The organism is Streptomyces formicae (genome assembly GCF_002556545.1).
Lineage (GTDB): Bacteria > Actinomycetota > Actinomycetes > Streptomycetales > Streptomycetaceae > Streptomyces > Streptomyces formicae_A.
The window spans coordinates 3,795,110-3,818,842 of record NZ_CP022685.1 but is presented as its reverse complement, the minus strand read 5'-3'; the positions used below and the strand labels follow the sequence as shown (position 1 = coordinate 3,818,842).

Annotated in this window: 22 protein-coding genes; 14 read left to right on the top strand and 8 right to left on the bottom strand. The window is 71.2% G+C overall.

Annotated features, from left to right (window positions below):
* Nucleotides 1–6 precede the first annotated feature (6 nt).
* The 5 genes from KY5_RS16330 (at nt 7) to KY5_RS16310 (ending at nt 5,311) form a co-directional block, all read left to right on the top strand.
* Nucleotides 7–492 carry an ATP-binding protein gene (locus KY5_RS16330; protein WP_098242936.1) on the top strand — a complete coding sequence of 162 codons (486 nt, stop codon included), beginning with the start codon at nt 7–9 and terminating at the stop codon, nt 490–492.
* A gap of 389 nt (nt 493–881) precedes the next feature.
* Complete coding sequence (locus tag KY5_RS16325; RefSeq protein WP_199843104.1) at nt 882–1,637, top strand: LPXTG cell wall anchor domain-containing protein; 756 nt, start codon at nt 882–884, stop codon at nt 1,635–1,637.
* Nucleotides 1,638–1,689: 52 nt separating this feature from the next.
* Nucleotides 1,690–2,769 (top strand): DUF916 domain-containing protein, encoded by a 1,080-nt coding sequence (locus KY5_RS16320; RefSeq protein ID WP_234362745.1) that lies wholly within the window; start codon nt 1,690–1,692, stop codon nt 2,767–2,769.
* Between the two features lie 71 nt (nt 2,770–2,840).
* Nucleotides 2,841–3,950: a hypothetical protein gene (locus KY5_RS16315; protein ID WP_098247289.1), complete on the top strand. Its 1,110-nt coding sequence runs from the start codon at nt 2,841–2,843 to the stop codon at nt 3,948–3,950.
* Nucleotides 3,950–5,311 carry a hypothetical protein gene (locus KY5_RS16310; protein WP_234363182.1) on the top strand — a complete coding sequence of 454 codons (1,362 nt, stop codon included), beginning with the start codon at nt 3,950–3,952 and terminating at the stop codon, nt 5,309–5,311. Before KY5_RS16315 ends, KY5_RS16310 begins: the two co-directional genes overlap by 1 nt.
* Before the next feature lie 129 nt (nt 5,312–5,440).
* Here the strand turns inward: KY5_RS16310 and KY5_RS16305 are convergent, their stop codons facing one another.
* Both KY5_RS16305 and KY5_RS16300 read right to left on the bottom strand, forming a co-directional pair.
* Nucleotides 5,441–6,271 carry an alpha/beta hydrolase gene (locus tag KY5_RS16305; protein WP_098242935.1) on the bottom strand — a complete coding sequence of 277 codons (831 nt, stop codon included), beginning with the start codon at nt 6,269–6,271 and terminating at the stop codon, nt 5,441–5,443.
* A 152-nt stretch (nt 6,272–6,423) separates the two neighbouring features.
* A complete protein-coding gene (locus KY5_RS16300) occupies nt 6,424–7,920 on the bottom strand; it encodes a peptide MFS transporter (protein ID WP_098242934.1) in 1,497 nt (498 codons plus the stop codon).
* Between the two features lie 469 nt (nt 7,921–8,389).
* Between KY5_RS16300 and KY5_RS16295 the strand changes: the two genes are divergently transcribed.
* Together KY5_RS16295 and KY5_RS16290 are read left to right on the top strand one after the other, a co-directional pair.
* Entirely contained in the window at nt 8,390–9,067 is a 678-nt protein-coding gene (locus tag KY5_RS16295; protein WP_055544110.1) for a response regulator transcription factor, read from the top strand.
* A 179-nt stretch (nt 9,068–9,246) separates the two neighbouring features.
* On the top strand, nt 9,247–10,527 hold the full coding sequence (locus KY5_RS16290; RefSeq protein WP_098242933.1) for an ATP-binding protein: 1,281 nt from the start codon (nt 9,247–9,249) through the stop codon (nt 10,525–10,527).
* Nucleotides 10,528–10,551: 24 nt separating this feature from the next.
* Here KY5_RS16290 and KY5_RS16285 read toward each other — a convergent pair whose 3' ends face one another.
* Entirely contained in the window at nt 10,552–11,061 is a 510-nt protein-coding gene (locus tag KY5_RS16285; protein ID WP_098242932.1) for a GtrA family protein, read from the bottom strand.
* Nucleotides 11,062–11,316: 255 nt separating this feature from the next.
* On the opposite strand from KY5_RS16285, the gene KY5_RS16280 reads away from it, so the two are divergent.
* From KY5_RS16280 to KY5_RS16270, 3 genes are read left to right on the top strand one after another with little or no spacing between them, the layout of a single operon-like run.
* Entirely contained in the window at nt 11,317–12,435 is a 1,119-nt protein-coding gene (locus KY5_RS16280; protein WP_234363181.1) for a 5-(carboxyamino)imidazole ribonucleotide synthase, read from the top strand.
* Nucleotides 12,432–12,965, top strand: a complete 534-nt coding sequence (gene purE, locus KY5_RS16275; RefSeq protein WP_098242930.1) for a 5-(carboxyamino)imidazole ribonucleotide mutase — start codon at nt 12,432–12,434, stop codon at nt 12,963–12,965. The genes KY5_RS16280 and purE overlap by 4 nt, the downstream gene beginning before the upstream one ends.
* A 4-nt stretch (nt 12,966–12,969) precedes the next feature.
* Nucleotides 12,970–14,154, top strand: coding sequence for a dipeptidase (locus KY5_RS16270; protein WP_098242929.1), 1,185 nt, complete (start codon nt 12,970–12,972; stop codon nt 14,152–14,154).
* Nucleotides 14,155–14,441: 287 nt separating this feature from the next.
* Here the strand turns inward: KY5_RS16270 and KY5_RS16265 are convergent, their stop codons facing one another.
* A complete protein-coding gene (locus KY5_RS16265; protein ID WP_098242928.1) occupies nt 14,442–15,599 on the bottom strand; it encodes an acyl-CoA dehydrogenase family protein in 1,158 nt (385 codons plus the stop codon).
* Nucleotides 15,600–15,776: 177 nt separating this feature from the next.
* On the opposite strand from KY5_RS16265, the gene KY5_RS16260 reads away from it, so the two are divergent.
* Nucleotides 15,777–17,120 carry a UDP-glucose dehydrogenase family protein gene (locus KY5_RS16260; protein WP_098242927.1) on the top strand — a complete coding sequence of 448 codons (1,344 nt, stop codon included), beginning with the start codon at nt 15,777–15,779 and terminating at the stop codon, nt 17,118–17,120.
* A gap of 194 nt (nt 17,121–17,314) precedes the next feature.
* Here KY5_RS16260 and KY5_RS16255 read toward each other — a convergent pair whose 3' ends face one another.
* Nucleotides 17,315–17,821, bottom strand: a complete 507-nt coding sequence (locus KY5_RS16255) for a CGNR zinc finger domain-containing protein (protein ID WP_098242926.1) — start codon at nt 17,819–17,821, stop codon at nt 17,315–17,317.
* 80 nt (nt 17,822–17,901) lie between these two features.
* On the opposite strand from KY5_RS16255, the gene KY5_RS16250 reads away from it, so the two are divergent.
* Both KY5_RS16250 and KY5_RS16245 read left to right on the top strand, forming a co-directional pair.
* Nucleotides 17,902–18,270 (top strand): VOC family protein, encoded by a 369-nt coding sequence (locus KY5_RS16250; RefSeq protein ID WP_098242925.1) that lies wholly within the window; start codon nt 17,902–17,904, stop codon nt 18,268–18,270.
* 13 nt (nt 18,271–18,283) lie between these two features.
* Entirely contained in the window at nt 18,284–18,697 is a 414-nt protein-coding gene (locus tag KY5_RS16245; RefSeq protein WP_098242924.1) for a VOC family protein, read from the top strand.
* Nucleotides 18,698–18,731: 34 nt separating this feature from the next.
* Here the strand turns inward: KY5_RS16245 and KY5_RS16240 are convergent, their stop codons facing one another.
* Nucleotides 18,732–19,850, bottom strand: a complete 1,119-nt coding sequence (locus tag KY5_RS16240) for a dipeptidase (protein ID WP_098242923.1) — start codon at nt 19,848–19,850, stop codon at nt 18,732–18,734.
* A 214-nt stretch (nt 19,851–20,064) separates the two neighbouring features.
* A complete protein-coding gene (locus KY5_RS16235; protein WP_098242922.1) occupies nt 20,065–21,426 on the bottom strand; it encodes an LCP family protein in 1,362 nt (453 codons plus the stop codon).
* A gap of 129 nt (nt 21,427–21,555) precedes the next feature.
* Between KY5_RS16235 and KY5_RS16230 the strand changes: the two genes are divergently transcribed.
* Entirely contained in the window at nt 21,556–22,104 is a 549-nt protein-coding gene (locus tag KY5_RS16230; protein ID WP_098242921.1) for an acyl-CoA thioesterase, read from the top strand.
* A 48-nt stretch (nt 22,105–22,152) separates the two neighbouring features.
* On the opposite strand, the gene KY5_RS16225 is transcribed toward KY5_RS16230, so the two are convergent.
* On the bottom strand, nt 22,153–23,664 hold the full coding sequence (locus tag KY5_RS16225; RefSeq protein ID WP_098242920.1) for an LCP family protein: 1,512 nt from the start codon (nt 23,662–23,664) through the stop codon (nt 22,153–22,155).
* Nucleotides 23,665–23,733: the final 69 nt, after the last annotated feature.

Here is a 23,733-nt window from a genome sequence, read left to right as displayed (position 1 = left end):
GCGCTGATGAGCACCACCCGGCCTTACTCGCCGGGCGACCGCGGCCCGGAGTCCGAGGCCGCCGTCGCGGACGCTCCCGCGGGGCGTCAGGTCCGCCGGCTGAGCCTGAACGGCGCCAGTGGCATCGTGCCGCTCGCCAGGGACTACACGCGCCAGGCGCTGTACGCGTGGGGCTGGCTGCCCGCGGAGGGCGCCGACCGGCGTGCCGCCGCCGAGGACGTGCTCCTCGTCGTCTCCGAGCTCGTCACCAACGCGTGTCTCCATGCGGAGGGCCCGGACGAGCTGTGGCTCTCCTGCGACGGGAAGGTCCTGCGGATCGAGGTCTCCGACCGGGGGACGGGGCAGCCCGCGCCGCGTACGCCGCACCGGGCGGGGCGGCCCGGTGGGCACGGGATGTTCATCGTGCAGCGGCTCTGCCTGGACTGGGGTGTCGTGCGGGCGCCCGGGGTCACGGGGAAGACGGTGTGGGCGGAGCTCGGCGCGCCCGCCTGACCGGCGCGGCTGAGCGGATCCTTTGGCGTCGGCTCGTCTTCCGCGGGTTCGTTGTGGCTGGGCGCGCCGTCCCCTCCTTTTAGCCGCGGGTCCGTTGTGGTTGCTCGCGCAGTTCCCCGCGCCCCTTACGGGGCTCACCTGCGCAGTCCGGAGGGCGCCCCCTTAGGGGCGCGGGGGACTGCGCGGCCAGGCGTGATGCGCCCGCAGGTGAACACAGCCCGCTCCCGACCCGCGACCCATCCTGTTACCCGTGGTTAGTGCGCGCCGGATCCGGCGTGTCCTTTGTCTTCCCTCGACAACGCCCCAGGCGTACCTTGAGCGCCCAATCTGATGTGCCGTCAGTAACTCCGCACCCGCGGCACGCCCGACCGGCATGAGGGGAACACGAGGTGTCGTACCAGAAACGAGGGGCCGCGCTCGCGCTTGCCGCGGCCCTGGCCGGCGGCTCAGCGGTGCTGATGGCCGCTCCAGCCGCGCAGGCCACGGTCCAGGACGTCAACTACCAGTGCAAGACGCCCATCGGCAACAAGGGCGCGGTCTCGCCGATCGACATCAAGAGCGTCAAGAGCGGCAGCGGCTACAAACTCACCATGTCCTTCCAGAAGGGCGTCTCCTCCAGCCCGGTGGAGCTCGGCAAGGGCGCGATGAAGCCAAGTGCGGTGATCAAGCTCGGCGGCGCCGAGAGCGGCACCGTGCCGGTTTCCGGAGCGGCGAACACCGAGGCGATTCCCGCCAACACGCCCATCAAGATCAGCGACTTGTCGGGGACGTACACGCCCAAGAAGAGCGGCAAGGTCACCTTCACGGCCGGTGTCCTCACCATCAAGGCGCTCGGCACGACCACCACGTGCACCCCGTCCAACAGCCCCAAGCCCTCCCTCGAACTGGACGTCAAGGGATCGGGCGGCTCCGGCGGCTCGGGCGGATCTGACGGTTCCGGTGGTACGACGGGTGGCTCGGGATCGACCGGCGGCTCCGGCAGCACGGGGTCCAACAGCGCCCCCTCCGGCGGCGAGGAACTGCCCCAGACAGGACCCGCGGACTCGGCGATCGCCCTCGGCACCCTCGGCGGCACCGTGCTGCTCGCGGGCGCTGCCGGCACGCTCTGGCTGACCCGCAGGAACCAGGCGGCGCGCTCGCGGTAGGCGCTCCGCGACCCGCAGGACCGGCCACCGAACGACGCACCAGGAGCCGCCGATGCCGCCGATGCCGATGCCGTCCTCCGCGCGCGCAGCGCTGTGCGCGGCCGCACTCCTCGCCGCCGCGGCGACCCCCGCGCACGCGGACGGCGGCGGGGCCGCGTGGTCCGTCGCCCCCGCCTCGGGCGGCGGCACCCGACCCGCGAAGGACGGGCGGCCCTACTTCTACGCGGAGGGCACCCCGGGCACGGTGCTCCAGGACACCGTGACCGTCACCAACCCGGGGCCGAAGCCCCGGACCGTGTCACTGCGGGGCGCGGACGCGGCCAACACCGGCTCCGGCGCGCTCTCCGTCACCCCGGCCAAGGGTGCCCCGAAGGACACCGGCGCCTGGATCACCTTCGCGAAGCGGCAGGTCAAGGTGCCGCCGCGGACCCGCGCCGAGGTGCCGTTCACCGTGACGGTGCCGACGGGCGCGCTGCCCGGCGACCATCCGGGGGCGATCGTGGCCTCGGGCGGCGGCCGTACGGCGGGCGTCCGGCTGCACCTGCGGATCGGCGGGCCGACGCTCGCCGCGCTCACCGTCGAGCGCGTCAAGGTCGACAAGGGCACGGGGCGCATCACATACGACCTGGTCAACCGGGGCAACACCGTCCTGACCCCGAGACTCGCGGTGCACGCGGAGGGCGTCTTCGGCACGCTCATCGACCGCGCCCCGCGCACCCTGCCCGTCGAGCTGCTGCCGGGACGCCGGGTCTCCCTGACCGAGCCCTGGCCGGACGCGCCCGCGCTCGACTCGGTCGACGTGCGCCTCACGGCGACGGCACCGGGCGGCGCCCGCGCGGAGGCGAGCGGGTCGGCCCGCTTCGTGCCGTGGAGCGTGGTGGCGGGCGGCACGGCCCTGCTGCTCGGCCTCGCGGGCGGCGCCTTCCACCTCGTACGCAGACGGCGGCGGAGCCCCGACGAACCCGAGCCGGAAGCGACGCCGCAGGAGCGGCAGGACGGCAGGCGGGAACTGGCAGGAGCGGGAGCGGGAGCGAGGCCGATCACGGGCACGGGCACGGGCACGGGGACGGTCACGGGGACGGGGACGGTCACGGGGACGGGGACGGTCACGGGGACGGGAGAGGGACTGTGAAGGGCAAGCGGAACAGGCGCGAGCGGCGCGGCAGGCACGCACGGTGGGGCTTCGGCTTCGTCGTCCTCGCACTGCTCGGCTTCGCGCTGGGCCCGCAGGCGACCGCGTCCGCCGCGGACAAGCCGAGCGTGGAACTGTCCAAGTCCCAGGCGGGCAAGGGGGGTTCGGTCACCGTCAAGGGCGCGGGATGGCGCCCCGACACCCTCCTGATGATGCTGGTCTGCGGCCAGTCCGAACCCGGCAAGGGCGTCATCGGCGGCACCAATTCCTGCGCCAACTCCGAGGGCCGCGCCGTCACCACGGACAAGAAGGGCGCCTTCAGCAAGAAGCTCCCGGTGGCCGAGCCGCCCAAGCCCTGCCCGTGCGTCGTCCACGTGGCGACGGTGACCGGCGAGAAGTCGCAGGTCGACGCCGCCTTCAAGGTCGCGGGCCACCCGGTGAAGCCGCTGCCCGAGCAGGCGACGGGCGGCAAGCTGTCCGTCCTGACCGACACCCGCCTCGAAGGTTCGAGCAGCCTTCTGACCTGGTTCGGCGCGCCGCCGTCGCGCACGCTCGTCTTCACGGTGGGCAACGTCGGCTCCGCGCCCGTGAAGGACCCCGTCTTCCAGGTCGGCACCTCGCACGGCGTGTTCGCCCCGCAGTGGGAGGAACAGCAGTGGCGCGGCACCATAGCGCCCGGCAAGAAGGCGCAGATCAAGCTGCCCTTCGAGCTGTCGGCGGGCGCGCACGGCGACTATCTGGTCTCGCTGAAGTTCGGGGAGAAGGTACTGGCCGAGCAGCCGTGGGGCGTGGGCCGCCCGTGGGGCGTCACGCTGTTCTGGATCCTGCTCTGCGTCGTGGTGCCCGCCGCCGTCTTCCGCATCGGCATGGCCGTCGTCGACCGGCTCCGCCCGAACCGGCGCCGCACCGCGCGCACCGGCCGCCACCGCACCGCGCGCCTGGCCGAACTCACCGAACGCCTGCCGAAGTTGCGGCTGCCGCAGGGGGCGGTAGCGGCGGACCGACGGACGCGCCCGCCGCGTCCCGGCCCGTCGAAGGAGTCCAGCGGCACCACCGGCGATCCGGCGGCCACGTCGACCACCTCGTCGCTGCCGTGGTTCACCCCCGACACAGACCCCGGCGCACCGGCCGGTCAGCTCTCCGCACCGTCCGACAACAGTCCGACGAAGGGAAACACGTGATCACGCAACGACGGAGAGCGGGCGCGGCATCGGTCGCGCTCCTGCTCGGCGGGGCGGGCATCCTGCTGACCGCGGGACCGGCGCGGGCCGCCGCGGTGGCGTACAAGACGGAGTGCGTTCCACCGCCGATCTCCGGCCTGCCGCCCGTGCAGGGCACCACCCAGGTGGAGATCAGCGCCCCTGCCGCGGCGAAGGTCGGCGACGAGATCGAGGTCGTGTGGAAGACGACCCAGGCCGCGTCCAAGAACCCGGACGTGCTCGACCTCGACAAGGACACCGTGAAGCCGACCGGCACCATCAAGGTGGGCGGCGGCCAGAGCGGGGACCTGAAGGTCGAGGGCGAGCGCACGAACCCGCCCATCAAGAAGAACAGCCCCATGATCCTCTCGGACATGAAGGGCAAGCTGAAGCTGACCGCGCCCGGCGACATCACGCTCACCCCGGACGCGTACAACATCAACGTCAGCAAGCCGATCTCGACCGACACCAAGTGCGCGCCCAAGGAGCAGGTGAAGGCGGGCGCGACCATCAAGGTGACGGCGGGCGGCGGCAGTTCGGGCGGCTCGTCGGGCGGCACCACCGGTGGCGCCAACGGCGGCAACAGCAGCGGTGGCAATAGCAGCACGGGTGGCAATAGCAGCACGGGCGGCAACAGCGGCACCGGTGGCGGTAAGGGCGGTACGACCGGTGGCGGCGACGGGCAGACCGATTTCCCCGGCAAGGAGGTCCAGACCCCGTACAAGTGCAAGACGCCCATCGGTGACAAGGAAGCCACCTCGCCCGTCCAGATCAACGCCAAGAAGGCCGGGGGCGACTACGGCCTGACGGTCCAGTTCAAGAAGGCCGTGATGGACAGCCCCGCCGACATCCCCGCGGACTCCGTGAAGCCGTCGATGGAGGTCAAGCTGGGCGGCGCGGACAAGGGCACGGTCCACGTCGAGGGTCCGACCAACAAGCAGCCCATCAAGTCCGGCGACCCGATGACGATCCCCGACCTGACCGGCACGTACAAGCCGGGCGCCGACGGCAAGTCGACGCTGTCACCGGGCGTCCTGACGGTCAAGGCACTCGGTACGACCACGACGTGCACGCCCGTCAAGAGCGAGGTCTCCCTGGAGATCGACACGGCCGCACAGCCCGGCGGCGCGGCCGGTTCCGGCGGCGGTACGGCGGGAGGCTCCTCCTCCGGTACGGGTGGCTCGACCACGGGCGGCTCCACCACGGGTGGTGGCGGCCTCGCGGATACCGGTGCGGAGTCGAACGGGTCCCTGCGGGCGCTGGGTCTGGTCGCGGGCACGGTGATCCTTCTGGGCGGCGCGGTCTTCACGTTCCTGCCCCGCCGCAGGGGCGGCCTGCGGTAGGAGAAGCCCCGTAAGGGACGCGGGGAACTGCGCGAGCAAGCAAGAACCAAGCCGCACCCGCCATGGAGCCGCCGAAGGCAGACGCGCCCGCGGGCACGCCGTGGCCGGTCGCGCAGTTCCCCGCGCCCCTCAGGCGCGCCCCCGGAGCCAGTCCAGAACGTCCCGCGCCATGCCACGTTCCTTCAAGAGAGGAGCGCCGTGCGCGGCGCCACCCACCGTGCGGACGGTGATGTCGCCCAAGCCCGCGCGCCGCTGCGCCGTGGCGAGCTCCGTGGAGTGGACGACAGGGACGAAGTCGCCCGTCGAGTGGACGAGGAACAGAGGGGCGTCGTCCGGGCCCGAGGCGTGGGAGAGGGCGGCGAGGTCGCCCCACCGCTCCCAGCAGCGCACCCCCGCACGGTCCGGATCGCACCCGGCGAGCCGTCTCGCGGCCTGTCTCAGCTCGCGCCGCTCCGGGGAGGCCCCCGGCGCCGCCCCGTCCTTCCAGGCGCGGTAGGGCGAGGCCACGGGGGAGAGGGCGACGACGCCGCGTACGCGTGAGCGGCCCGCCCCGTAGGTGCCCGCCTGGAGGGCGAGCTGGCCCCCGGCGGACGAGCCGAGCACGAGCGGCCGTGCGCCGGGTTCCCTGCGGCCGACCCAGCGCAGCGCCGCGAGCACGTCGTCGCGCTGCGCGGGCCAGACGGCGTCCGACGTCAGCCGGTAGTCGGTGTCGTACACGGTGAACCCCCGCGCCGCGAACCACCGCGCCCAGCCGCTCCAGTCGGTGTCCCTCGACCAGTAGCCGCCGTGCAGGATCACCAGCGGGGAGCCGCCGCGGCCGTACACGGTGATGTTCTGGCGCGCGTGGGAGCCGTACGAGTAGACCCGCCCGGCCAGCGGCTCGGGGGCGGCGGCCCCGTCGGCGGCGCTGGCGGAGAGGAGAGCTCCGCAGAGGACCAGGGTGAGCAACGTACGGCGCATGGCCAGATGCTCCACCGGCGGGGGGCCGGGGACGCGCAGAAACGCTCTGCGCCACCGCCGCGGGTGGCAGAACGTTCCTCTGTACGAAGGAAGGGCCGCTGCTCCGAGGAGCAGCGGCCCTTCCCCCGTTCGGGAATCTCAGGCGGGGAGGGTCAGTTGACCGAGCCCATGAGTTCCTTGACCTTCTTGCGGGAGGTCCAGATGCCGAAGCCCGCGAGGATCGCGATGACCGCCTCGACGGCGACCGCGCCGGACGTGTTCAGGTCGACCCCGAGCTGCGGCGACGTCAGCAGGCCCGTCACGGAGTCGCCCGCGGTGACCGCGAGGAACCAGACCCCCATCATCTGGGCGCTGTACTTGGCCGGGGCCATCTTCGTGGTGAGCGACAGGCCGACCGGGGAGAGGCAGAGCTCGCCGACGGTCTGGATGAAGTAGATCGACACCAGCCACATCGGGCTGACCTTGCCGCCGTTGTTGGCGGTGTCGATCAGCGGGATGAGGAAGACGGCGAAGGAGATGCCGATCAGCGTGAGGCTGGAGGCGAACTTGACGGCCGTGCTCGGCTCCTTGCCCCGCTTGTTCAGCCACAGCCACGCCGAGGCGACCACGGGGGCGAGCGCCATGATGAAGATCGGGTTCAGCGACTGGTACCAGGAGGTCGGGAAGTCGAACCCGAGCAGGCTGTTCGTCGTCTGGGTCTTGCCGAAGATCGAGAGGGTCGAGCCGTTCTGGTCGTAGATCATCCAGAAGACGGCGGCGACCACGAAGAACCAGACGTAGCCCGAGAGCTTGGCCTGCTCCAGCTGCGTGAGCTCCTTGTCGCGCTTCATCCGGGCCAGTACGACGACCGGGATGACCAGACCCGCGACGATGAGCGGCATCAGCGCCCAGTCGGCGAAGTTCCCGGTCACACCGAGCATCGTGTAGAGCGCGGCGGCGACGATCAGCCAGATCAGGCCGTTGCGCAGGGCGCGCGAGCGCTGCTCGGGCGTGGCGGGCTGGGAGACGACGCTGCTCTCCCCGCTCAGGTGGCGCGAGCCGAGGACGAACTGCGCGAGACCCAGCGCCATGCCGAGCGCGGCGAGCGCGAAGCCGAGGTGCCAGTTGACGTTCTCGCCGACCGTGCCGATGGACAGCGGGGCGAAGAAGGCACCGAGGTTGATGCCGATGTAGAAGAGCGTGAAGCCACCGTCACGACGCGGGTCCTCGGGACCCTTGTAGAGGTGGCCGACCATCACGGAGATGTTCGCCTTGAGCAGGCCGGAGCCGAGCGCGACGAGCGCGAGACCGGCGAAGAAGGTCACCGAGCTCGGCAGCGCGAGGGTGATGTGGCCGAGGATGACGACGGAGGCACCGATGATGACCGTCTTGCGGGGTCCCCAGAAACGGTCGGCCATCCAGCCGCCGGGCATGGCGAGCAGGTAGACCATCGACATGTAGACGGAGTAGATCGCCGTCGCCGTGGTGGCACTCATGTTCATGCCGCCGGGGGCGATCAGATACAGCGGGAGCAGTGCCTTCATGCCGTAGAAGCTGTAGCGCTCCCACATCTCGGTCATGAACAGTGTGGCCAGTCCGCGGGGGTGGCCGAAGAAGGTCTTCTCAGAGCCAGGGGTGCTGGCGGAGTCCTTCGTCAGGCTGGACGCCATGGGTCGATCCTCGTGGTTCGGGACGCGCGCGGCAGGAGCGTGAGCGCGCCCGGTGGGGGGCGGTCGGCACCGTCGCCCCCGTCCAACCCCACGCCCAGGGGCAGTTCACCCCCACGCGAGGGGGTGAGGGACGGTGACTCCGGGATCCACACCCTGGCGCATCCTCGCGCGCAGGGCCCGACCACAGGTCATTCCTTCAAAGGCTGGCCGGAGCCGGCCCGCACATAAAAGAGACCTAAGGCGCGCACAGCGGGCCAAAGGTCCTTGAGTAGTGCATCAGGCGTTGGGTCACCATACGACACGGCAGGGATGCATATGGAAGGACTTGAGACATGGATCACAGGTAGCTCTGCAACCAACGTCGCACATTCAAAGGTGTTTCTCAGAATCACACCGTAGAGCCGCAGGCTTCCTCGGCCACTGCGCGATCACCGCACGGCTGTTGTCCACTGCGGACTACCATCACCCCATGACCCGTGTACTGCTCGCCGAGGACGACGCGTCCATCTCGGAGCCGCTGGCCCGCGCCCTGCGCAGGGAGGGTTACGAGGTCGAAGTGCGTGAGGACGGCCCGACCGCTCTCGACGCCGGACTGCAGGGCAGCGTCGATCTGGTCGTACTGGACCTGGGACTGCCCGGCATGGACGGCCTGGAGGTGGCCCGCCGACTGCGGGCCGACGGGCTCACGGTGCCGATCCTGATCCTGACCGCGCGCGCCGACGAGGTGGACACCGTCGTCGGCCTGGACGCGGGCGCCGACGACTACGTGACCAAACCCTTCCGTCTCGCCGAGCTGCTCGCCCGGGTGCGGGCGCTGCTCAGGCGCGGCGCCACCGAGCCCAAGGAGGCGCCCGCCACGCACGGCGTGCGGATCGACGTCGAGTCGCACCGCGCGTGGATGGGCGACGAGGAACTCCAGCTCACCGCCAAGGAGTTCGACCTCCTCCGGGTCCTCGTGCGCGACGCGGGCCGCGTCGTCACGCGCGACCAGCTGATGCGGGAGGTCTGGGACACGACGTGGTGGTCCTCCACGAAGACCCTCGACATGCACATCTCCTGGCTCCGCAAGAAGCTGGGCGACGACGCGGCGAATCCCCGCTACATCGCCACGGTCCGGGGCGTCGGCTTCCGCTTCGAGAAGAGCTAGCAGCACCCCCTCCGGGGGGCAGGGCCCCGTAAGGGGCGCGGGGAACTGCGCGAGCAACCGAGGTCAGAGCCGCACCCGCCGTACTCCCGCCGGAGGCAGACGCGGCTGCGGGCCGTCGACGGCTGATCGCGCAGTTCCCCGCGCCCCTTACGGGGCGCTCGATCCGCGACACTGGGTGAATGCGTCGCCGACTGATCAACTCCACCCTCGCCGTCGTCCTTGTGGTCATCGCCGTCTTCGGCGTGAGCCTCGTGATCGTAGAGACACGGACCATCAGCAACAGCGCTCAGGAGCGAGTGGAAGGCGAGGCCCTGCGTCTCGCCAGCATCGTCGACAGCCGGCTGATCGGCGACGAGCGCATCAGCGGCTCGATCCTGCGCGACCAGGTCGCGTCCGACCGGTACGCCCGCATCGAGATCCCCGGCCGCGACGCCATCGAGATCGGCACCCGCCCCACCGGCGACGTGATCAGCGCGACCCGCCCCGGCGAGCAGGGCGAGGAGGTCACCGTCGAGGAGCCGCGCGCCGCCGTCACCCGCGAGGTCGGCCGCACGCTCCTGATCATCGGTGCCGTGGCGCTGCTCGCCATCATCGCCGCCGTACTCCTCGCCGTACGCCAGGCCAACCGCCTCGCGTCCCCGCTCACCGACCTCGCCGAGACCGCGGAGCGCCTCGGCTCGGGCGACCCGAGGCCCCGGCACAAGCGGTACGGGGTGCCCGAGCTCGACCGCGTCGCCGACGTCCTCGACGGCTCCGCCGAGCGCATCGGCCGGATGCTGACCGCCGAGCGCAGGCTCGCCGCCGACGCCTCGCACCAGCTGCGCACGCCGCTGACCGCGCTGTCCATGCGGCTGGAGGAGATCACCATGACCGACGACCTGAACGAGGTGAAGGAGGAGGCGACGATCGCGCTCGCGCAGGTCGAGCGGCTCACCGACGTCGTGGAGCGGCTGCTCACCAACTCACGGGACCCGCGCACCGGATCCGCCGTCGCCTTCGACCTGGACGAGGTGGTCAAGCAGCAGCTGGAGGAGTGGCGCCCGGCCTACCGCAGCGCGGGCCGCGCCATCGTCAGCTCGGGCAAGCGCCACTTGGAGGCCGTGGGCACGCCAGGGGCGGTCGCCCAGGTGCTCGCCGCGCTGATCGAGAACTCGCTCATGCACGGCGGCGGCACGGTCGCGCTGCGCACCCGCGTCACCGGCAACCAGGCGGTCATCGAGGTCACGGACGAGGGCCCTGGGGTTCCGCCGGACCTGGGCGCGCGGATCTTCGAGCGGACCATCAGCGGCCGCAACTCGACGGGTATCGGTCTCGCGGTGGCCAGGGATCTGGCCGAGGCGGACGGCGGGCGCCTGGAGATGCTCCAGACGAAGCCGCCGGTGTTCGGGCTCTTCCTGTCCCGTACGCCGCTCGCGAGGGGCGTGGAGGGCGACCACCCGGACGAGAAGACCGTCCGCTAGCCCTACGGCCCCGGAGGCCCGATGTCAGCTCGCGCGGCGCGCCACGGGCCGCTCGTCCGATTCCTCCAGGAACGATTCGGCATGGGCGACCGCCTCGCGGGCGGGCAGCGCCTTGAAGACCCAGGTGCGGTACGACCAGAAGCGGAAGAGCGTCGCGATGCCCATGCCGAGGAACTTGAAGAAGTTCGCCTCCAGCTTGCCGTCCCAGCCGAACCAGTACGTCGCGGCGTAGAGCACGCCGTTCTCGATGACCAGGCCGACCACGCTGAACAGCAGGAACAGGGTGAGTTCCTTGGTGCGGCCGCTCTTGTCGCGGTCGCGGTACGTGAAGTACCGGAACCCCACGTAGTTGAAGACGATCGCGACGACCGTCGCGATCACGCTCGCGCGCACCACGTGCAGATCGGTGAGGTGGCGCACGAGGTTGAAGACGCCGAAGTTCACCAGCGTCCCGACCGCCCCCACGGCCCCGAACTTGGCCACCTCGCGGCCCAGCCGGTCAAGGCGTACCCGCAGTGCGCCATGTTCCGTCATGGTGGTCGCCCCAACCCCCGTCGATGTTCGTCAGTACTGGGTCGTCAGTACTCGGTCGCGTACATGCCGACGGATTGGTCATACGGTCGCGTCAACCCAGCCATGCTAACCAGCGCGCTCCGTCGGCGCGCGGGGGCGCTCGGACTCTGTGGCGGCCCTGTGACAGGAAGGGCCGTGGGGGTGCGGGGATCCGGCCGTTCCCGGGTGGCCGATACCGGCCGATACCCTGGGGGTGTGACGTTCCCGGTAGTCGGCATGGTCGGCGGGGGGCAGCTCGCTCGTATGACACACGAGGCGGGCATCCCGCTCGGCATCAAGTTCAAGCTCCTCAGTGACACCCCACAGGATTCCGCGGCGCAGGTCGTCAGCGATGTCGTCATCGGCGACTATCGCGACCTCGACACGCTGCGTGACTTCGCGCGGGGCTGCGACGTGATCACCTTTGATCACGAACACGTACCCACCGAGCATCTGCGGGCCCTGGAGGCGGACGGCATTCCCGTGCGTCCGGGGCCCGACGCGTTGGTGCACGCCCAGGACAAGGGCGTGATGCGCGAGAAGCTCATGGAGATCGGCGTGCCGTGTCCACGCCACCGGATCGTGCGCGATCCGGCCGACGTGGCGGCCTTCGCGGCGGAGGGCGCGGGTTTCCCCGTGATCCTGAAGACGGTGCGCGGCGGTTACGACGGGAAGGGGGTGTGGTTCGTACGTTCCGTCGAGGACGCCGCCGATCCGTTCAGGGCCGGGGTTCCCGTCCTCGCCGAGGAGAAGGTTGACTTCGTGCGCGAACTGGCGGCGAACGTCGTCCGCTCGCCGCACGGCCAGGCCGTGGCCTATCCCGTCGTCGAGTCCCAGCAGGTCGACGGCGTCTGCGACACGGTGATCGCTCCGGCCCCCGGCCTCTCCGAGGCCCTCGCGGGCGAGGCGCAGGAGCTCGCGCTGCGCGTGGCCAAGGAGCTCGGCGTGGTCGGCCACCTCGCGGTCGAGCTCTTCGAGACGCCCGAGGGACGCATCCTCGTCAACGAACTGGCGATGCGCCCGCACAACTCCGGGCACTGGACGCAGGACGGCGCGGTGACCTCGCAGTTCGCCAACCACGTCCGCGCGGTCCTCGACCTGCCGCTCGGCGACCCGCGCCCGCGCGCGAAGTGGACCGTGATGGGCAACGTGCTCGGCGGGGACTACCCCGACATGTACGCCGCGTACCTGCACTGCATGGCCCGCGACCCGCAGCTCAAGATCCACATGTACGGCAAGGACGTGAAGCCCGGCCGCAAGGTCGGTCACGTGAACACCTACGGCGACGACCTCGACGACGTGCTGGAGCGCGCCCGTCACGCAGCCGGCTACCTCAGAGGAACGATCACCGAATGACTGCACCTGTTGTTGGCATCGTCATGGGCTCGGACTCCGACTGGCCGGTGATGGAGGGTGCCGCGCAGGCCCTCGCCGAGTTCGAGATCCCCTTCGAGGTCGACGTCGTCTCCGCGCACCGCATGCCGCACGAGATGATCGCGTACGGCGAGCAGGCCGCCGAGCGCGGTCTCAAGGCGATCATCGCGGGCGCGGGCGGCGCGGCCCACCTGCCCGGCATGCTCGCCTCGGTGACGCCGCTGCCGGTGATCGGCGTGCCGGTCCCGCTGAAGTACCTGGACGGCATGGACAGCCTGCTCTCCATCGTGCAGATGCCCGCGGGCGTGCCGGTGGCGACGGTCTCGGTCGGCGGCGCGCGCAACGCGGGCCTGCTCGCGGCCCGCATGCTCGCCGCGCACGACGCCGAACTCCTCGGCCGCATGCGGGAGTTCCAGCAGGAGCTGAACGACCAGGCGACGGAGAAGGGCAAGCGGCTGCGGGCCAAGGTCGAGGGAGCGGGTTCCGCTTTCGGCTTCGGTTCGGGAAAGTGATCGCATGACGTCCCTCGAACAAGCGCGCGCCATACTCGCCGACTTCCCCGTCGTCGACGGCCACAACGACCTGCCGTGGGCCCTCCGGGAGAAGGCGGGCTACGACATCGACAAGCTCGACATCGCCACGGACCAGCGCGGCAGCCTGCACACGGACATCGCACGGCTGCGCGCGGGCGGCGTCGGCGCGCAGTTCTGGTCGGTGTACGTCCGCACGGACCTCACCGGCGACGCGGCGGTCAGCGCCACGCTCGAACAGATCGACTGCGTCGACCAGTTGCTGACGCGCTACCCGGCGGACCTGGCCCGCGCGCTCACGGCGGCGGACATGGAGAAGGCCCGCGCCGAGGGCCGCGTCGCCTCGCTGATGGGCGCCGAGGGCGGCCACTCGATCAACAACTCCCTGGCCACGCTGCGGGCGCTGCACACGCTCGGCGTCCGCTACATGACGCTCACGCACAACGACAACATCGCGTGGGCGGACTCGGCGACGGACGAGCCCGGGGTCGGCGGCCTCTCGCCGTTCGGCCACGAGGTCGTCCGCGAGATGAACCGCGTCGGCATGCTGGTGGACCTCTCGCACGTCGCGGCGACGACGATGCGGGCGGCCCTGGACACGTCCGAGGCGCCGGTGATCTTCTCCCACTCGTCCTCGCGCGCGGTCTGCGACCACCCGCGCAACATCCCGGACGACGTCCTGGAGCGGCTGCCCGCCAACGGCGGCGTCGCGATGGCGACCTTCGTGCCGAAGTTCGTGCTCCAGGCGGCGGTCGACTGGACCCTCGCCGCCGACGAGAACATGCGGGCGCACGGCTTCCACCACCTGGACACGACGCCGGACGCGATGAAGGTCCACGCGGCCTTCGAGCGGTCGACGCCGCGCCCGATCGCCACCGCCGCCACGGTCGCCGACCACCTCGACCACATGCGCGAGGTGGCGGGCATCGACCACATCGGCATCGGCGGCGACTACGACGGCACGGCGTTCACCCCGTCCGGCCTTGACGACGTGGCGGGCTACCCGAACCTGATCGCGGAACTCCTGGACCGTGGCTGGTCCCGGCCCGACCTCGCGAAGCTGACGTGGCAGAACGCGGTCCGAGTGCTCGGCGCGGCGGAGGACGTCTCCCGGGACATCAGCTCCCGACGGGGCCCGTCGATCGCGACGCTGGAGCAACTGGACGGCTGAGGCAGGGGCGCCCCGTAAGGGGCGCGGGGCTGTGACATGTGCGGCTCCGCCGCGTGGGCGCGAGCGGGCACGACGTGCCCCGTAAGGGGCGCGGGGAACTGCGCGCTCAGCCGTCGACGGCCCGCGGCGGCCCACGGCGCGAACCCCGCAGACGCGTCTGCCTACGGCGGTTTCCACGCGGGTGCGGCTTTGTTCTTGGTTGCTCGCGCAGTTCCCCGCGCCCCTCAAGACGGTGGCCTCTCCCCGAAGCCGGGGAGAGGCCACCGTCACCGCTCAAGCGCCGCAGGCTACGGCAGGTTGCGGGCCATCACGATCCGCTGGACCTGGTTCGTGCCCTCGTAGATCTGCGTGATCTTCGCGTCCCGCATCATCCGCTCGACGGGGTAGTCACGGGTGTACCCGTACCCGCCGAGGAGCTGCACCGCGTCCGTCGTGGCCTCCATGGCGACGTCGGAGGCGAAGCACTTCGCCGCCGCGCCCAGGTAGGTCAGGTCGGCGTCGCCGCGCTCGGAGGCGGCCGCGGCCTGGTAGGTCAGCGCGCGGGCGGCCGAGATCTTCATGGCCATGTCCGCGAGCATGAACTGGATGCCCTGGAAGTCGCCGATCGGCTTGCCGAACTGCTTGCGCTCCTTGACGTACCCCTTGGCGTAGTCGAGGGCGCCCTGCGCGATGCCGAGGGCCTGCGCCGCGATCGTGATGCGGGTGTGGTCCAGGGTCTTCATGGCGGTCGCGAAGCCCGTGCCCTCCTCGCCGATCATGCGGTCGGCGGGGATGCGGACGTTGTCGAGGTAGACCTCGCGGGTGGGGGAGCCCTTGATGCCGAGCTTCTTCTCCGGGGCGCCGAAGGAGACGCCCTCGTCGCTCTTCTCGACGACGAACGCCGAGATTCCCTTGGAGCGCTTCTCCGGGTCGGTGACGGCCATGACCGTGTAGTACTCGGACTCGCCCGCGTTGGTGATCCAGCGCTTGACGCCGTTGAGCACCCAGAAGTCCCCGTCGCGGACCGCGCGCGTCTTCATGCCCGCCGCGTCCGAACCGGCGTCCGGCTCGGAGAGGCAGTACGAGAACATGCCCTCGCCCTTGGCGAGCGGCGTCATGTACTTCTTCTTCAGCTCCTCGGAGCCGGACAGGATGACCGGCAGGGAGCCCAGCTTGTTCACGGCGGGGATGAGCGAGGACGAGGCGCAGACGCGCGCCACCTCCTCGATCACGATGACGGTCGCGAGCGCGTCGGCGCCCGCTCCGCCGAAGCTCTCCGGTACGTGCACCGCGTGCAGGTCGTTCGCGACCAGCGCGTCATGGGCCTCCCGGGGGAAGCGGGCCTCCTCGTCCACCGCGGCGGCGAACGGAGCGATCTTCGCCTCGGAGAGCGAGCGGATCGCGTCGCGGAGCATGTCGTGCTCCTCGGACGGGCGGTACAGGTCGAAATCAGCCGATCCGGCCAAGGTCTCTCACGCTCCAAGGACGCTAATTACCGTTAAGTAACCCAAATTTTAGGCGCCTGCTCACCAGAGGGATACGTGAGCTTGGCGACAGCGGGAAACGTGCCCGGTGAGAGCGTCCGCCATGCCCGACTATGCTCGGGCAGCGCAATCGCCGCCTGTTCACCTCTGGAGCTCCGCATGGCCCCCAAGATCACCGTGATCGGCACCGGATACCTCGGGGCCACCCACGCCGCGGCCATGGCCGAGCTGGGCTTCGAGGTCCTCGGCCTCGACGTCGTCCCCGAGAAGATCGAGATGCTCCAGCGGGGCGAGGTCCCGATGTACGAGCCCGGTCTCGAGGAGCTCCTGCGCAAGCACGTCGCGGGGATCGAGGGCGCCAGCGGACGCCTTCGCTTCACGATGGACTGGGCCGAGGTCGCGGAGTTCGGCGACGTCCACTTCGTCTGCGTGAACACCCCGCAGAAGCACGGCGAGTACGCGTGCGACATGAGTTACGTCGACAGTGCCGTCGAGTCCCTCGCCAAGCACCTCACCAAGCCGTGCCTGGTCGTCGGCAAGTCCACCGTGCCGGTCGGCAGCGCGGCCCGCCTCGCCGCGCGCATCCTCGAGCTCGCCCCGGCGGGCGCCTCGGCCGAGCTGGCCTGGAACCCGGAGTTCCTGCGCGAGGGCTTCGCCGTGAACGACACACTGCACCCCGACCGCATCGTCGTGGGCGTGGGCAGCGAGCACGCCGAGAAGCTGCTCCGCGAGGTGTACGCGACGCCGATCGCCGAGGGCTCGCCCTTCGTCGTCACGGACTTCCCGACGGCGGAGCTGGTGAAGACCTCCGCCAACTCCTTCCTCGCCACGAAGATCTCCTTCATCAACGCGATGGCCGAGGTCTGCGAGGCCGCGGGCGGCGACGTCGTGAAGCTCGCGGAGGCGCTCGGGCACGACGACCGCATCGGCAAGAAGTTCCTGCGTGCGGGCATCGGCTTCGGCGGCGGCTGTCTGCCCAAGGACATCCGCGCCTTCATGGCGCGCGCGGGCGAACTCGGCGCCGACCAGGCGCTGACGTTCCTGCGCGAGATCGACTCCATCAACATGCGCCGCCGCGGCCAGATGGTCGAGATGGCGCGCGAGGCGCTCGGCGGCGGGTCCTTCCTCGGCAAGCGGGTCGCCGTGCTCGGCGCCACGTTCAAGCCGGACTCGGATGACGTCCGCGACTCGCCCGCGCTGAACGTCGCGGGCCAGATCCACCTCCAGGGCGGGCAGGTCACCGTCTACGACCCCAAGGGCATGCCCAACGCGCGCCGCCTCTTCCCGACCCTCGGCTACGCGGAGACCGCGCTGGACGCGGTCAGGGGGGCGGACGTCGTGCTGCACCTCACGGAGTGGCGCGAGTTCCGCGAGCTCGACCCCGCGGTGCTGGGCGCGGTGACGTCGGCGCCGGTCATCCTGGACGGTCGTAACGCGCTTGATCCCGCGGTGTGGCGGGCTGCCGGCTGGACGTACCGGGCGATGGGCAGGCCTGCGGCCTAGCGAGCTCCCGCCGGGGGGCGTCCGTCTGCGGGCCCCCGGTCGGTTGCTCGCGCAGTTCCCCGCGCCCCTTACGGGGCCCGCCCGGCTGACGGGGCCCGGCCCCGGCGGGGTGGCTTTTAGGGGCGCGGGGAACTGCGCGAGCAACCACGACGAACCCGCACCCGAGAACTGCCCAAGCCCCGCAGGGAATCCGCTCAAGCCCGGCGCCGCCGATACGCCCGCATCTTGGCCCGGGAGCCACACACCCCCATGTCGCACCACCGGCTCCGCCCCGCAGGACTCCGGTCGTAGTACGCCCAATGGCAGTCCGACGCCTCGCACGCCTTCAGGCGGGTCCACGTGCCCGCGGCCACCGCGTCGGCGATGGCGACGGCCACCCGCGAGGTGAGCGACGCCGCGTCCGCGGGGACGAGCGACGCCGCGCCCGACGCCGCGTCCACCGTCACCAACAACGCCCCCGCCGCGAGGAGTTCGCTCAAGTCCGCCACCGGCGAATGCGGCTCGTGCCCGGCGTGCGCGAGGCACGCCGCCCGCAGGGACTCGCGGAGTTCGCGTGCCGCCGCCACCTCGCCGGGGGCGAGCCCGAGCGCGTGCAGCGCCTCCTCCGTGGCCAGTGAGTCCACGCCCGTCTCCAGGTTCAGCGTGTTCACCAGCTCCTGGACCAGCGCGAGCCCGCCCGGCGCGGGCGCTCTGTCGTTCATGGTTGCGACGTTACCGCTTCCGGGGGAGCATGGGGTAACCGAGAAGGTGACCGAGAGGCATCCGAGTTCGGAGGAGAACGATGACCATCGCCAAGCTCCGCGTCGTGGCCCTGGACTGCCGCGACCCCCTCGCCCTCGCGGGGTTCTACGCCGCGATCATCGGCGGCACCCCCGTCAGGGACGAGACGGACGAGGACTGGGTCGAGCTCAGGGGCCACGAGGGCACGACGCTCGCGTTCCAGGAGTCCCCCGGCCACGTACCGCCGAAGTGGCCGTCGTCGGACGGCTCGCAGCAGCTGCACCTGGACTTCACGGTGACGGACATCGACGCCGCGGAGAAGCAGGTCCTCGCCCTCGGCGCCACCCTCCTCGACGCGGGGCCCCGGGGCCGGAGCTGGCGTGTCTACGCCGATCCCGCGGGGCACCCGTTCTGTCTCTGTGCCGACTGAGGAGGAGCAGGGCATGACTGACGCGTACGCCACCACCGGCCCCGTCGCGCGCCTGCGCACCGTGGTCCTCGACTGCCCCGACCCGCGCGGACTGGCCGAGTTCTACGCCGGGATCATCGGCGGCACCATCGAGGAGGAGGACGAGGGCGACTGGGTCAACCTCCTGGCCGAGGGGCGCGTGCGCGTCTCGTTCCAGCGGGTGGCCGACCTGCGTCCGCCCGAGTGGCCGCGCTCCGACGCCAACGCCCAGCAGATCCACCTCGACCTGGACGGGGGAAGCACCGACGAGGAGATCGACGCCGCCCAGGAGAAGGTGCTCGCGCTCGGCGCGCGCCCCCTCGACCTGGACGACGACGGCGGCAAGCGCGACTTCCGCGTCTACGCCGACCCCGCGGGGCACCCGTTCTGCCTCTGCAAGATCCCCTGACCGCCGCGAGCTCCCGGGGCCGCGTCCGGCGGGCCTACCCGTCGAGCAGCTCTATCGTCGCCGTGGACGCCGTCCTGCGCTCCCGCGCCGCCCGCGCGGTGAAGTCCGCGCCGCGCAGGGCGCGTTGGACGTTGCCCCAGGTGAGCTGCGCCAACTCGGCCTCGGACCAGTCGCGTTCGATGAGCTCGGCGATCAGCAGCGGGTAGCACGAGGGGTCGGCGAGACCGTCGGGATGCACGGCCGCCGTGTCGTACGTACCGGAGAGGCCGACGCACTCGGGACCCGCGACCTCGCGCACCCGGTCGAGGTGGTCCGCGACCTCGCGCACCGATGAGCCGGTCCGCTCGGCGGCCAGCGGCACCAGGCACAGGCCCTTGGCCTCGCCCACCTCGGCGAGCAGCTCGTCCGGGAGATTGGCCGGATGATCGCGCACGGCCCGCGCCCCGGAGCGGGTGAAGATCACCGGGGACTTGGAGACGGCGATGACCCGGTGGGCCGTCCCGTCGGAGGCGCCGGAGAGGTCCGCCATGACCCCGAGCCGGTTCATCTCCCGCACGACCTCCTCGCCGAACGTGGTGAGCCCGTCAGGGCCCGCCCACGACGTGCCGGAGAGGGTGACCGCGCACAGGCCGAGGCTGTGCAGCGCGCGCAGCGTGCCGAGGGAGTCGCCGAGCGCCGCGCCGCAGGCCGGGCCGATCAGCGTGGCGATCCGCCCGCAGTTGTGGGCGTCGGCGGTCTCCGACGCGTTGCGCGCGAGCCGCAGCCCCTCGGAGTGGGCGGCGACGACGTGCTTGACGAGGTCGATCTGCTCCAGGGTCGCGCCGACCGCCCGGTCCGCGCTGAGCGCCTCGGGCACGTGCACGGACCAGAACTGCGCCCCGACCCGGCCCGCGCGCAGCCGCGGCAGATCGCTCTCCAGACCGCAGTCGCCGGTCTCGAAGTCGTGCCAGGGCAGCTCGCGCAGCGCCCACGGCAGGCCGCTGTACCCGTCGGCGACGGGATGGGCGGCGAGCAGGGAGCGGGCCCGTGCGGCGGGGGCCGCGACGGGCGCGGGATGGGGCTCGTGGGCGGGTGGTGGATCGGGCGGAGCAGGGGGCTTGTCGAGCTCCCCGGCCTCGGCGGCGGTGTTGAGTTCCTCCAGCAGGTCTGCCATGGCAGTGCTCCGGATGTCGGCGGTGGCAGTTCGGATCACCGTGACACGGGGCGGCCGCGGCTTCGCGGCGGGCGGAGCGTTCGGGGGTACGCCACGGCGTGTCGCGCCGTGCGGGGGTCCACGGCGGGGTACGCGGAAGGGCCCCGCCGACCGGATCGGCGGGGCCCTCACGTCGTACGACCCGTACAGCTCGAACGGCTCGGAGGGACGTGGCTCAGCTACCCGAGACCGTCACCTTCTCGTCGTTGTTCAGCTCCTTCACCAGCGTCTTGACCTTGGCCTTGTCCCAGACGAGGTTGCTGCCGACGGAGCCCGAGATCGGGATGTTCATGGACGTGCCCTCGCCACCGGTGATGCCCTTCATCGCCCAGAACATCGAGCCCACGTCGGTGATGCCCATGTCCTTGTCGACGATCAGGGTGTCCAGGCCCGCGCCCATCGTGGGGTAGAGCTTGAACGGGTTCAGGATCGTGCCGGGCGTCGCCACCTGGTGGGCCAGGGCCGCGAGGAACTTCTGCTGGTTCTTCGTACGGTCCAGGTCGCTGGAGAAGGCGTGCCGGGTGCGGACGAAGGCGAGGGCCTCCTGGCCGTTGAGTGTCTGCTTGCCCGCCTCGAAGTCGGCGCCCGACCACTTGTCCTTGAAGGCTTTGGGGATGTCCATCTCGACGCCGCCGACCGAGTCCACGATCTTGGCGAAGCCGCCGAAGCCGATCTCGGCGTAGTGGTCGATCCTGAGGCCGGTGTTGTACTCGACGGTGCGGACGAGCAGCTCGGGGCCGTCCTCCGCGTACGCGGCGTTCAGCTTCGTCTGGCGGCCCTGGTTCGGGTAGAGCTTGCCGGACTCGGCGCCCTTGAAGGAGGGGATCGTGACGTTCGAGTCGCGGGGGAGCGAGACCATCGTGTTCCCGCCGTCGTCCGCGACGTGCAGGATCATCATCGAGTCCGTGCGCTTGCCCTCGGCCGAGCCCGTGTGGAGCTTCTTCTTCTCCTCGGCGGACATGCCCTCGCGGCTGTCGGAGCCGACGATCAGGTAGTTCGTGCCCGCGCCGCCCTCGGGACGCTCGATGACCTTGGAGAGGTCGACGTCGCGCTTGAGCTTGCCGTCGGCCCAGAAGTACGTCGCGACGGACGTCACCACGAGCACGGTGATCAGGGTGATCGAACCGATCTTGATGCGCCTGCGCCAGTTCGGCGCGGGGCGCGGAGCGCGCGGCGGCTGTCCGCCGCCGTTGCCGCCACCCGGGCCCCCGCCACTCGGCTGGCCGTACACCTGGCCGGTGTTGTAGCCGCTGTTGTACCCCTGTTGCTGCTGCCCGTAGGGGTCCTGGCGCGGGGTGCGCGGTTCGAAGACGTCGTCGCGGGCGTCCCCGTAGGGCTGCCCGTTCCCGTACTGGGGCTCGCCGTACCCGTCGTCGTACGCGGGCTGCGGCGGGACCCCGCCCGGCGGCGGTCCTGCCGGACGGGACGCCGGGTCGCGCTGCACATGCCGCATCACGCGGGCGCCGTCGGGCTGCGCGTCCCCGCTGCCGCGGCCGTATCGCCGGCCGCCTCCCTGATCGTCAGGCCAATCGCTCATGTGGTTAGTTTGCCGCCTTGTGCGGTGTCCCTTACAAGGGCGGTCGAGATTTCGGGCCAGTGCTGTTGCAGAGCTGATGCAAAGCGGCCGGGGAGGGGGGCGGACATATGACCGGCATAGGGTGGAGGGATGACAGATCAGGCCACCAGTCCGGAATCAGATGTTCCGGGCAAGCCGACTTCGGCGTCCCGCACCACCCTCAGTCACATCATGACCCACGGTGACACCAACCTCCTCGGCACGGTGCACGGCGGCGTGATCATGAAACTGGTGGACGACGCGGCGGGTGCCGTCGCCGGACGCCACTCGGGCGGGCCCGCGGTCACCGCGTCCATGGACGAGATGGCCTTCCTGGAGCCGGTCCGCGTAGGCGACCTCGTTCATGTGAAGGCCCAGGTCAACTGGACCGGACGCAGCTCCATGGAGGTCGGCGTCCGCGTCCTGGCCGAGCGCTGGAACGAGTCGACGCCCGCGCAGCAGGTCGGCTCCGCCTACCTCGTCTTCGCCGCCGTCGACGCCGACGGCAAGCCGCGCACGGTCCCCCCGGTCCTCCCCGAGACGGACCGCGACCGCCGCCGCTACCAGGAAGCCCAGATCCGCAGGACCCACCGCCTGGCCCGCCGCCGAGCGATCAAGGAACTCCGCGAGGCCCGGGCGGCGGAGGGCTTCGACGACTGAGCGGAGCGGCGGGCGCAGGGCCCGTCACGTGCCGTTCGGGCGGCGCCACTACGGGCAGACCACCTGATCCCCGGTGAGCGCCCCGAACTCGCCCTGGTAGGCGTCCTCGGCCCGTACCGGCCGTACCGCCTTGTAGTCCTTGCCCGCGATCACCTTCAGGGTCGCGCCCTGGCCCTTGACCTTGCGCATCTCGCAGCCGGGCAGCGCCGTGGCCAGGGCCTTCGCCGAGCGGTCCCAGCGGGGGTCGTACGCGACGACCGTTCGCTCGGCGGGCTTCGTCTTGGCGTCGGAGACGTTCCCCGGGGCGCGCGTGGTGCGGAACCCGGTCGCCCGCAGCGCCGAGTCGACCCGCTTGCCGAGTCCGGGGGTGCCCGCGCCGTTGTCCACCTGGACCCGGATCTGCTCGGGCGAGACGCCCACCAGCGCGGCCTTCGCCCGGTTGCGGTGCGCGGCGAGCGGGCGGTCCTCGCGCAGTGCCTTGAAGAGCTTCTTGGACTTGGTCTTCTGCCACTTCAGCGTCGAGCCGATGCCGGGGATCGACTTGCCCTTGGCGCTCAGCGGCACGGTGGTGAACTCCGACGACGACGGCGAGAAGCCCCGCATCGCCCGGCCCAGATCCAGCATCTCGCCCGTCCCGAAGCCCTTGTCCGCCCGCACCGAACCGAGCAGCGTCCGCGTCACGTCGCGGAACTTGACCGGGTTCAGGAGCACCCCGCCGCCCGTGGCCTTCGCGATGAGCGCCGCGAGGAAGCGCTGCTGGCGCTGCATGCGGCCCAGGTCGGACGCGCCGTCGACGTACCGGGAACGGACGTACTGGAGCGCCTCGCCACCGTTCAGCTCGTGCGTGCCGACCGACAGGTCGAGCCCGGTGTGCGAGTCCTTGAGCGGCCGCGCCGTGCAGATCTCCACGCCGCCGAGCACGTCCACCGTCTTCATGAAGCTGGTGAAGTCGACCTCCAGATAGTGGTCGATCTTGACCTTCGTCATGTGCTCGACCGTGCGCACCGTGAGGTTCGGCCCGCCCTCCGCGTACGCCGCGTTGATCTTGTTGGCGTGCTCGTGGTGCTTCTCGCCGGTGGTCTGGTCGGTGTGCGCGGGCAGCTCGGCGTACGAGTCCCTCGGCAGGCTCACCACACTGGCGCGGTCCCTGTCCTCCGAGATGTGCACGATCATGATCGTGTCCGTGCAGTGGCAGGGCGCACCGCCGAGGCGGTACTTCGCCTTCTCCTCGGGGGTGATCTTGTCCCGTCCGTCGGTGCCGACGAGCAGCACGTTCATGCCGTTGCCGGGCGCGGGCCTGTTCTTCATGTCCTTGAAGGCGTCGACCCGCTTGATGCCGGTGTCGAGGCTGGTGACGACGCCGTGCCCGATACCGGCCGCGGCGAGGACCGTCACGGAGAACGTGGTCGCCACCCGCATGGCCCAGCGGGGCCGCTTCCCCCGTCCCGTCGGCTTGCGGGCGGACTGTCGAGCCGGTGGACGCGGACGCGGCGAGGGGGCGGGGGAGCGGGGCGGTGTGGGCACGAGGGGGGACACCTCCGCGGAGACGGGCCTGGTCATGGGGTGGGCGACGAGGTCGGCGACGGGCCAGGGAACCCGAGAAACGTAAGGCCATACGAAATGCGGCCC